This window comes from Citrobacter sp. Cb004 (assembly GCF_030337065.1).
Classification (GTDB): domain Bacteria; phylum Pseudomonadota; class Gammaproteobacteria; order Enterobacterales; family Enterobacteriaceae; genus Citrobacter; species Citrobacter braakii.
This window is the reverse complement of the sequence record NZ_JAOWCH010000031.1, coordinates 1-317: the sequence shown is the minus strand read 5'-3', so window position 1 is coordinate 317 and position 317 is coordinate 1. Positions and strand designations below refer to the sequence as shown.

The following is a 317-nucleotide window of genomic DNA, read 5'->3' as shown; positions in this document are numbered from 1 at the left end:
TATGCCGGCGTGGGCAGCGCATAAACCGTCCGAGTTCTGGAAAGCCGCTGACACGTCTGAACGTGCCAACGGCTGTACCTACCGTGAAATCGAGATTGCCCTGCCGCGTGAGTTAAAACCCGAACAACGTCTTGAGCTTGTCCGCGATTTTGTCCAACAGGAAATTGGCGACCGCCATGCCTATCAGTTCGCTATCCATAATCCGAAAGCAGCGATAGCCGGTGGCGAGCAGCCCCACGCCCATATCATGTTCTCTGAACGCATTAATGACGGTATTCACCGTGACCCTGAGCAGTATTTTAAACGGGCTAACACCA

At 53.6% G+C, this 317-nt stretch carries 1 pseudogene; it reads left to right on the top strand.

From position 1 onward, the window contains the following. A pseudogene (gene mobA, locus OGV65_RS00895) lies at positions 1 to 317 on the top strand (mobilization protein MobA); the annotation flags it as partial.